Genomic DNA, 8,475 nt, shown 5'->3' on the forward strand with positions numbered 1-8,475 from the left:
AAACCTGGGGGTTGCAGCGGTTTCTTCTTAATCAACTGTCAAAGATGGGATTATAGCAGAGTAACAGGGAAAATGGAACAGAAAGATTAGAAATAATGCCCCATACAATCCGGCTGTTACAATTCACGGCACCAGGCGGCAGAGGCTCGCGGTGGGGCCGTGAATTGTAACAGCCGGCTGCCCCGATAAACAGGAGGAACAAATGGAATGCATGTGGCCTGCGTACTGCCTGCCTTATTTCCCTGCCCCGCAGGAGCTTCTCAAAATCAACTGCGGATGCAGCAGGATCGTGCCGATCGGAACGCCGTTTAGCAGGCTGTCCAGCGCGTAGTATCCGCACTTTCCCAGCTGAGGGCGGTCCTGGCGGATCGTGGTTAAGGGGGGCGCCGTGTAGGGACTCATCGGCAGATCATCGAAGCCGATGATGCTTAAGTCCTCGGGGATCTTCTTTCCCAGCTCCTGGCACTGGACCATGGCCGCATTGGCCAGCTGGTCGTGGCTGCAGATGATGGCGGTCACGCCGCGTTCCAGAAGCCGCGGCAGATGCTTCTGAATGCATTCGGAAATGTAATAGGAGCTTCCTGACAGCTGAGGATCGGCTGGAAGGCCGTTTGCCTTAAGCGCTGCAAAGAAAGCCCGGTGGCGTACTAAAAAGACGTGGGAGCCCAGCGCCCCGCTTAAGTATCCGATCTTCTTGTGGCCCAGGCTCTTTAAATGGTTCACCGCCAGTTCCATCCCCTCGTCGTTATCCACGGCGACGCTGGCGACGGGGCGGTTTGAGACGGTAAAGAGCATTTTAAGGACATTTTTGAAGGCGGAGAAGAACGGGCTGATGCCGAATCTCTTCCCCGAAGGCGGCAGCGAGCCCATGTACAACACGGTGGATGCGGCGCTTCTTTTTATCAACAGCGTTTATCTGTATTATGAGAGGACAAATGACATATCCTTTGTAAGAGAGTGCTATCCGGTCATGGAGCATATTGTGAAGCGGTACGAGGAAGGGACGGAGTTCGGTATTCACATGGATGAAGACGGGCTGATTGCAGCGGGAAAGGGTTTCGACCAGGTAACCTGGATGGATGTGCGGATCGGCGACATACTTCCCACACCACGCCACGGGAAACCGGTGGAGATTAACGCTTACTGGTATAACGCGCTGCGGATTATGGAGAGATTGGGCGGGACCGCCTCTGCCGCTCACTACGGCCGTCTGGCGGAGCTTGTAAAACAGTCTTTTAATGAAAAATTCTGGCTGGAGGAAAAACACTGCTTAAAAGATGTGATATCCGGGAGGGAAGACGGCGGCAGAGCGGACGCTGACAATCAAATCCGCTGTAACCAGATCTGGGCGGTCTCCATGGCTTTTTCCATGCTTTCACCGGAAAAAGAGAAACAGGTGGTGGAAACTGTGGCGGAAAAGTTGTATACTCCTTATGGACTGAGAACTCTCTCTGAGGATGAGAAGGAGTTCAGACCATTTTACGGAGGCAGCCAGCTTGACAGGGATTTGGCGTATCATCAGGGTACGGTCTGGGTGTTTCCGCTGGGCGGATATTACCTCGCATATCTGAAGGTACATGGATACAGCAGGGAGGCGAAGGCGGAAGTATGCCGCCAGCTGGAGGTTTTGGAAGGCGCCATGCGGGAAGGATGCGCCGGGCAGCTTCCTGAGATTTATGACGGGAAAAATCCCGTTTCTTCGAAGGGCTGTTTTGCTCAGGCGTGGAGTGTGGGAGAAATCCTCCGTGTATATGAAGCTTTGGAAAAAGTATAAGTAAAGGAGAATCGATGATGATGGAACAGGAATTAAATAAAGTTCTGGGCGAAAGATTTGGAAAAACTCTTGAGGAGGCCTGTATGGAGGAAATCTACCATGCGCTTCTTACCATCGTAAAGGGCAGGATGAAGGATCTCAAAAAGAATACGGGCAGCAGGAAGCTCTATTATATTTCAGCGGAATTTTTAATTGGAAAGCTGCTTTCCAACAACTTGATCAACCTCGGCCTGTTTGATGAGACGGCGGAAGTCTTAAAGAAGCACGGAATCGATATTGCGGATATCGAAGAGGCGGAGACAGAGCCATCGCTGGGAAATGGCGGCCTCGGAAGGCTGGCGGCCTGCTTCCTCGACTCGATTGCGACGCTTGAGCTGCCGGGCGACGGCGTGGGCTTAAATTACCATGACGGCCTCTTTAAACAGACCTTTGCAGACCATAAGCAGAGGGAAGAGAAGAACCCGTGGATGACTGGGGACGACTGGCTGACAAGGACGGACGTTCGGTTTGAAGTACCGTTTAAGGATCTTACCGTGACCTCCACCATGTATGACATTGACGTGCCAGGCTACAAAGGCGGAAAGAATTCCCTTCATTTATTCGATTTAGACTCGGTGGACGAATCCATCATCCATGACGGAATCGAGTTCGATAAAGAAGATATCCGGCGGGGCTTAACCCTCTTCCTCTATCCGGACGACAGCGACGAGAAGGGACAGCTTCTGCGCATCTACCAGCAGTATTTCATGGTGAGCAACGCGGCTCAGCTGATTTTAAAAGAGACGGAAGAGCGAGGATTTGATCTGTACCATCTCCATGAGCATGTAGTCATTCAGATCAATGATACCCATCCGACCATGGTGATTCCGGAACTGGTCCGCCTCCTGATGGCAAGAGGCTTTAACATCGACACAGCCATCGATGTGGTGAGAAAGACGTGTGCGTACACCAACCACACCATCCTTGCAGAGGCTTTGGAAAAATGGCCGGCTTCCTATCTGGAAAAGGTGGTTCCGCAGCTGATGCCGATTATCCGGGAGCTGGATAAGAGGGTGAGACGCGATTTCCACAATGAAAAGGTCTATATCATCGACGAGCAGGAACGCGTTCATATGGCTCATATCGATATCCATTACGGGCAGAGCGTCAACGGCGTTGCGGCTCTTCATACACAGATTCTCGAGGAATCAGAGCTGAAGCCGTTTTACGATATTTACCCGGAAAAATTCAATAATAAGACGAACGGCATCACATTCCGCAGATGGCTGCTGCACTGCAACCATGAGCTGGCTTCCTATATTGAGGAGCTGATCGGATCCGGCTATAAGATTCACGCGGAGGAGCTGGAAAAACTCCTTGACTTTCAGGATGACGAGGCAGTTCTGGACCGTCTCCGCCAGATCAAGCAGAATGCAAAGCTGGACTTAAAGAAATATTTGAAGAGTACCCAGGGAGTCGAGATTGACGAAAATTCGATTTACGATATCCAGGTGAAGCGTCTCCACGAATACAAGCGCCAGCAGATGAATGCGCTTTACGCCATTTATAAGTATCTGGAGATTAAGAAGGGCAATCTGCCGAAGCGTCCCATTACCATGGTTTTCGGAGCGAAGGCTGCCCCGGCCTATACGATTGCCAAGGATATTATCCATTTAATTCTCTGTCTGCAGGAGCTGATCGACAGCGATCCGGAAGTGAGCCCGTACTTAAAGGTCGTGATGGTGGAGAATTACAATGTGAGCAAGGCTGCGAAGCTGATTCCGGCCTGCGACATTTCCGAGCAGATTTCCCTGGCTTCCAAGGAGGCGTCCGGAACCGGCAATATGAAGTTTATGTTAAACGGCGCGGTGACTCTGGGAACCGAGGATGGCGCCAATGTGGAGATTCATCAGCTTGTGGGCGACGATAACATCTATATTTTCGGAAAATCCTCCGATGAGGTTATTAAGCTCTATGAAACCAGCGGTTACTGCTCCAGAAAGATTTATGAGAGCGACAGCCTCGTGGAGGAGCTGGTGGACTTTATCATCAGCAAAAAGATGATCTTAACCGGTGATCCGGTTAATTTAGGAAGACTTTATAAAGAACTGGTTTCCAAAGACTGGTTTATGACACTTCTGGATTTGAGAGAGTACATTGCGGTGAAAGAGCAGATGCTGGCGGATTACGAGGATGAGCGTTCCTGGGCCCGCAAGTCCCTGGTTAATATTGCGAAGGCCGGATACTTCTCTTCAGACAGAACCATCGAGGAGTACAATAAGGATATCTGGCACCTGTAAAACGGATGGTTTGCGCTGCAAAGTGAGTGTGAACGGAAGCAATGATACGCTGGAGGAAATGGAAAGACTATGGCAGACAGAAAAGAGCAAAAATGGTGGAAAACATCGGTGATCTATCAGATCTATCCCAGAAGCTTTAAGGACAGCGACGGCGACGGAATCGGAGACTTGAACGGAATCATAGAAAAACTGGATTACCTGGAGGAACTGGGGATCGACGCCGTCTGGCTTTCACCTGTGTGTAAGTCACCTCAGGACGACAACGGGTATGATATCTCGGATTATCAGGATATCGATCCGCTGTTCGGCAGCCTCCGGGATATGGAACGCCTGATTAAAGAGGCGGGAGAGCATGGGATTAAGATCATCATGGACCTGGTCTTAAACCATACGTCGGATGAACACCGGTGGTTTTTAGAAGCGAAGAAGAGTAAGGATAATCCCTACCATGACTACTACGTTTGGCGCGACGGTGAGGAGGGCGTTCTTCCCAATGACATGAGAGCCTGCTTCGGAGGCCCGGCATGGGAATGGGTGCCGGAACTGTCACAGTACTATTTTCACCAGTTCTCCGTCAAACAGCCGGATTTAAACTGGGAAAATGAAGCCGTACGGAGGGAAATCTACGAGATGATCCGCTGGTGGATGGACAAAGGCGTGGGCGGCTTCCGCTTAGACGTCATCGATCAGATTGCCAAGGAACCGGATTTAAAGATTACGGGCAATGGACCGCGCCTTCATGAATTTATCCGGGAATTGAGCCGGGAGACGTTCCAGAAAGGGGATTGTGTCACCGTAGGCGAGTGCTGGGGTGCCGATACGGAGCGTGCAAAGCTTTACAGTGCGCCGGATGGAAGCGAGTTCTCCATGGTGTTCCAGTTTGAGCACATCATGCTGGATTCCGTACCGGGCAGGGAGAAATGGGATCTGGCGCCCCTTCCTTTTGTAAAACTCAAGGAGGTTTTAAACAAATGGCAGTGTGAGCTGCAGGGGAGCGGCTGGAACAGCCTTTTCTGGGACAATCACGATCTGCCGCGGATCGTATCGCGGTGGGGCAATGACAAGGAGTACCGTGTGGAGTCGGCTAAGATGCTGGCCACGGTTCTCCACGGCATGCAGGGAACGCCCTATATTTACCAGGGAGAGGAACTTGGCATGACGAACACGGACTATGAGATCGGAGAGTATCGGGACATCGAGACGCTTCATATGTATGAGGAACGTCTGGAAGCCGGGTATTCCGAGGAGGAGATCATGCGGTCCATCCACGCCAAAGGGCGGGACAATGCCAGAACGCCGATGCAGTGGAACTGCGGCGAGGGAGCCGGATTTACAGATGGAACTCCCTGGATCCGGATCAATGGGAATTACGGGGAAATCAACGCGGAAAGAGAACTGGCGGATCCTCAATCGGTCTTCCATTATTATAAGAGACTGATCCATTTAAGGAAAGAGTATCCTGTCTTTGTACATGGAAGCTTCCACCTGCTTCTGGAGGACGATCCGAATATTTTTGCATACGTGAGAGAATGGGAAGGCGTCCGCCTGCTGGTACTCTGCAATTTCTTCGGCAGTGAAATCGAGTGCCCTTTAAAGGAGATGTGGGAAGGAAAAAAACGGCTCCTGTGCAATTACCAGGATGGAGAGAATGAGGAGATTTTAAGGCCGTATGAGGCCCGGATGATTCTGCTTTAAGAAAGAAACGCTTTGGCCCGGCGGCTGAACCTGTGGAGGAAAACTGCAGGGGAGGCGCCGGGCTTCCGCATAATCATAAAATACATTCTAAAACGGAGGTCTGCCCATGAGCGCCGGTTCAGTAACAGAATACACAGATAACTTAAGTGAAAATGGAAAAAAGTATGTCAGCGATTTCATCGGATTCATGCGCGAACAGTATCCGCAGATTGATTCTAAAATTTGCTTTTCAATGCCGATGTGGCTGGCGGGAGAAAAAATGAAGGACGGATATATCGCTGTCTCTGCGGCCAAAAATCATTTTTCAATCCATTTTTCAGAGGAAGGCTATGTCACCAACATAGCCAAAATGGTACCTGCCTGTAAAACCGGAAAGCAGTGTATCAATATCAAATATGGAGATGACGGGTCCTATCAGATAGTGAAGGGTTACGTCAAGGATTTTAACGTCTTCCCGCATTCATAATACCGGGAGTATCGGATCGCGGGTAAAATATCATGGGGAATTCCCTCCTCTTTCAGAAAACGGGAGGCTTCCATAATTTCCTTTAGCGACAGACTCCTGTTCAGCTTTTCACGGTTTTCTATCTGTCTTTTCATCTCCAGAACCCCTATATGCAGCATCGAGCCCAATTTTACGAGCACTGCCGCCGGTATGCGGTCTTCTCTGATCCAAAGGCAGTAGGGCTTCCTGTCCTGCTCACAGGGGCTGTAGAAGCTGGCTCCGACGACCCGGCAGCCGCAGCTTTGGCATTCCAGTACCAGGCTGTGGCCTTCCAGAAATGCCTTCGTGTCTTTTCCGTGGCACTGCGTGCATACCAGATGGGATAAGTCCGCATTTCGTATGCAGCAGGCGCATAAATCGCTGTCCAACCCTCTGTAGTTCTGTGTCATATAGGCGTCAATGGCGTCTTTCTGTTCCTCCAGCAGATCGGGGATGGCGTGAAGCTGGAAACTTTCGATTAAGGCATCATTTGCCCAGTAGGAAGGCGGGATTATAGAAGCGTGCTCAAAGGAACGGCAGGCGCTGCACCAGATCCACAGGCCGCCCCGTCTGGGCCTGTCGGCCCTCAGATAGATATGGCCGCCCCTGTGCCCGCAGACTGGACAGACAGCGGGGAATTCACAGGTGTCCAGCAGTGATTCCATAGAAATGTCCGAGCTATGCCACATGATATCCCTCCCTTTTTCTTTCAGACTTCATACAGCCGGACGAAGCTCTCCGGCCATAATCCTGTGAATCCATTGTACCATAGGCTAAAGATTCGTGAAAGACTTTGCCGTGCGGTTATTGTAATCCGTTCGCATTGCAATTGCCCCTTTCTTTCGTTATAATGGATGAATACAAATGGCAGGAGGAATTGACATATGATACGATGTGCAACCATAGGAACAAATTTTGTGGCGGACTGGTTTATGAAGGCGGTCCAGGCGTGTGACGGGATCACCTGCAGCCTGGTTTATTCCAGAAACAGGGAGACGGCGGAGGCGTTTTGCGGGAAACACGGAGCGGGGCGGTGGTGTACGGATTTAATGGAGGTTGCGGAAGCGGAGGATGTAGATGCGGTCTACATCGCCAGCCCTAACAGCCTTCATTACGAACAGGCGGCGCTGATGCTGTCCCATGGAAAACATGTGCTCTGCGAGAAGACCATAACCTCGAATGAGGCGGAGCTTAAGGAACTGATCCGGATTGCGGGAGAGAACCGCGCAGTTCTTATGGAAGCCATGCGTTCGGTCCATGAGGAAGGATTTTTGCGGCTGAGAGAGGTGCTTCCGATGGTGGGGACGATCCGGAGAGCCAGCTTCCAGTATGCGAAATATTCCTCGCGATACGATAAGTTTAAAGAAGGAATCATTGAAAATGCATTCAACCCGGAGTTTTCCAACGGCGCTCTGATGGACATCGGAGTCTACTGCGTCCATCCGCTGGTACGGCTGTTTGGTATGCCGAAGAAGATTATCGCAGATTCCCTGCTTCTCTCCAACGGTGTGGAAGGAGCGGGTACCATCCTGGCCTCCTACGATGGCATGCAGGCGGAACTTCTCTATTCCAAAATCACCAACAACCGCCTTCCAAGTCAGATTCAGGGAGAAGACGGGACTCTGGTGATCGACAATATTACGAATATCTGCAGCGTGGTTTTCCATGACAGAAAAGGCAATGCGGAAACGGTTATTGAGCTTCCACCGGAGCACAGCCTGGAGGGAGAAGTAAAGGACTGGCTCCGCATGATTGCGACCGGGGAAGGAGTTCGGGAAGACAACGAATGTTCTCTGATGGAACTGCGAGTGATGGATGAGGCGAGACGCCAGGCGGGAATCGTCTTCCCAGCTGATCTCCGCAAAATTACCGGGTGTTGATTATATGAAAGCAAAGGGGGATTACCTATGTATTATTCGACGACCTGTCCGTCACCTGTGGGAGTGATAACCCTAGCCTCCGACGGAGAGAGGCTGGCTGGTCTGTGGCTGGAGGGACAGAAGTATTATGGCGGTGCGATCGCAGGCAGCATGACAGAAAATGATGATGTGCCGGTGTTCAGCGCCGCGAAACAGTGGCTGAACCGATACTTTTCAGGGGAGAAACCGTTGGCCTCGGAACTGCCCCTGGCGCCTGTGGGCAGCGAATTCCGGCAGAAGGTATGGAAGATTCTCTGCGAAATTCCGTATGGCAGCGTGATCACCTACGGTGATATCGCAAAAAGAATAGCTGTGATGTTAAAC

Annotated in this window: 7 protein-coding genes and 1 pseudogene; 6 read left to right on the forward strand and 2 right to left on the reverse strand. The window is 51.1% G+C overall.

Annotated elements, in window-relative coordinates; all coding sequences use genetic code 11:
- Positions 1-234: 234 nt before the first annotated feature.
- Positions 235-870, reverse strand: a complete 636-nt coding sequence (locus ACLTD4_RS31675; protein ID WP_412331875.1) for a LacI family DNA-binding transcriptional regulator — start codon at positions 868-870, stop codon at positions 235-237.
- On the opposite strand from ACLTD4_RS31675, the pseudogene ACLTD4_RS31680 reads away from it, so the two are divergent.
- From ACLTD4_RS31680 to ACLTD4_RS31695, 4 genes and pseudogenes are all read left to right on the forward strand, one after another.
- Positions 761-1,774: pseudogene (locus tag ACLTD4_RS31680) on the forward strand (amylo-alpha-1,6-glucosidase); the annotation flags it as partial. The gene ACLTD4_RS31675 and the pseudogene ACLTD4_RS31680 sit on opposite strands and share 110 nt — an antisense overlap.
- A gap of 20 nt (positions 1,775-1,794) precedes the next feature.
- Entirely contained in the window at positions 1,795-4,053 is a 2,259-nt protein-coding gene (locus ACLTD4_RS31685; RefSeq protein ID WP_117623221.1) for a glycogen/starch/alpha-glucan phosphorylase, read from the forward strand.
- Positions 4,054-4,122: 69 nt separating this feature from the next.
- Positions 4,123-5,748 carry a glycoside hydrolase family 13 protein gene (locus ACLTD4_RS31690; RefSeq protein WP_117623177.1) on the forward strand — a complete coding sequence of 542 codons (1,626 nt, stop codon included), beginning with the start codon at positions 4,123-4,125 and terminating at the stop codon, positions 5,746-5,748.
- Between the two features lie 106 nt (positions 5,749-5,854).
- Positions 5,855-6,214, forward strand: coding sequence for a DUF1801 domain-containing protein (locus ACLTD4_RS31695; RefSeq protein WP_117623178.1), 360 nt, complete (start codon positions 5,855-5,857; stop codon positions 6,212-6,214).
- Here the strand turns inward: ACLTD4_RS31695 and ACLTD4_RS31700 are convergent.
- Positions 6,178-6,921 carry a hypothetical protein gene (locus tag ACLTD4_RS31700; RefSeq protein WP_117623179.1) on the reverse strand — a complete coding sequence of 248 codons (744 nt, stop codon included), beginning with the start codon at positions 6,919-6,921 and terminating at the stop codon, positions 6,178-6,180. The two genes, ACLTD4_RS31695 and ACLTD4_RS31700, sit on opposite strands and share 37 nt — an antisense overlap.
- 195 nt (positions 6,922-7,116) lie before the next feature.
- On the opposite strand from ACLTD4_RS31700, the gene ACLTD4_RS31705 reads away from it, so the two are divergent.
- Both ACLTD4_RS31705 and ACLTD4_RS31710 read left to right on the forward strand, forming a co-directional pair.
- The gene (locus ACLTD4_RS31705) at positions 7,117-8,112 is read left to right on the forward strand and encodes a Gfo/Idh/MocA family protein (protein ID WP_117623180.1); all 996 of its coding nucleotides are present in this window, start codon (positions 7,117-7,119) and stop codon (positions 8,110-8,112) included.
- A gap of 27 nt (positions 8,113-8,139) precedes the next feature.
- Positions 8,140-8,475, forward strand: a 336-nt coding sequence (locus tag ACLTD4_RS31710) for a methylated-DNA--[protein]-cysteine S-methyltransferase (RefSeq protein WP_412331876.1), incomplete at its 3' end; no start/stop codon positions are given.

It is taken from the genome of Hungatella sp. (genome assembly GCF_046966825.1).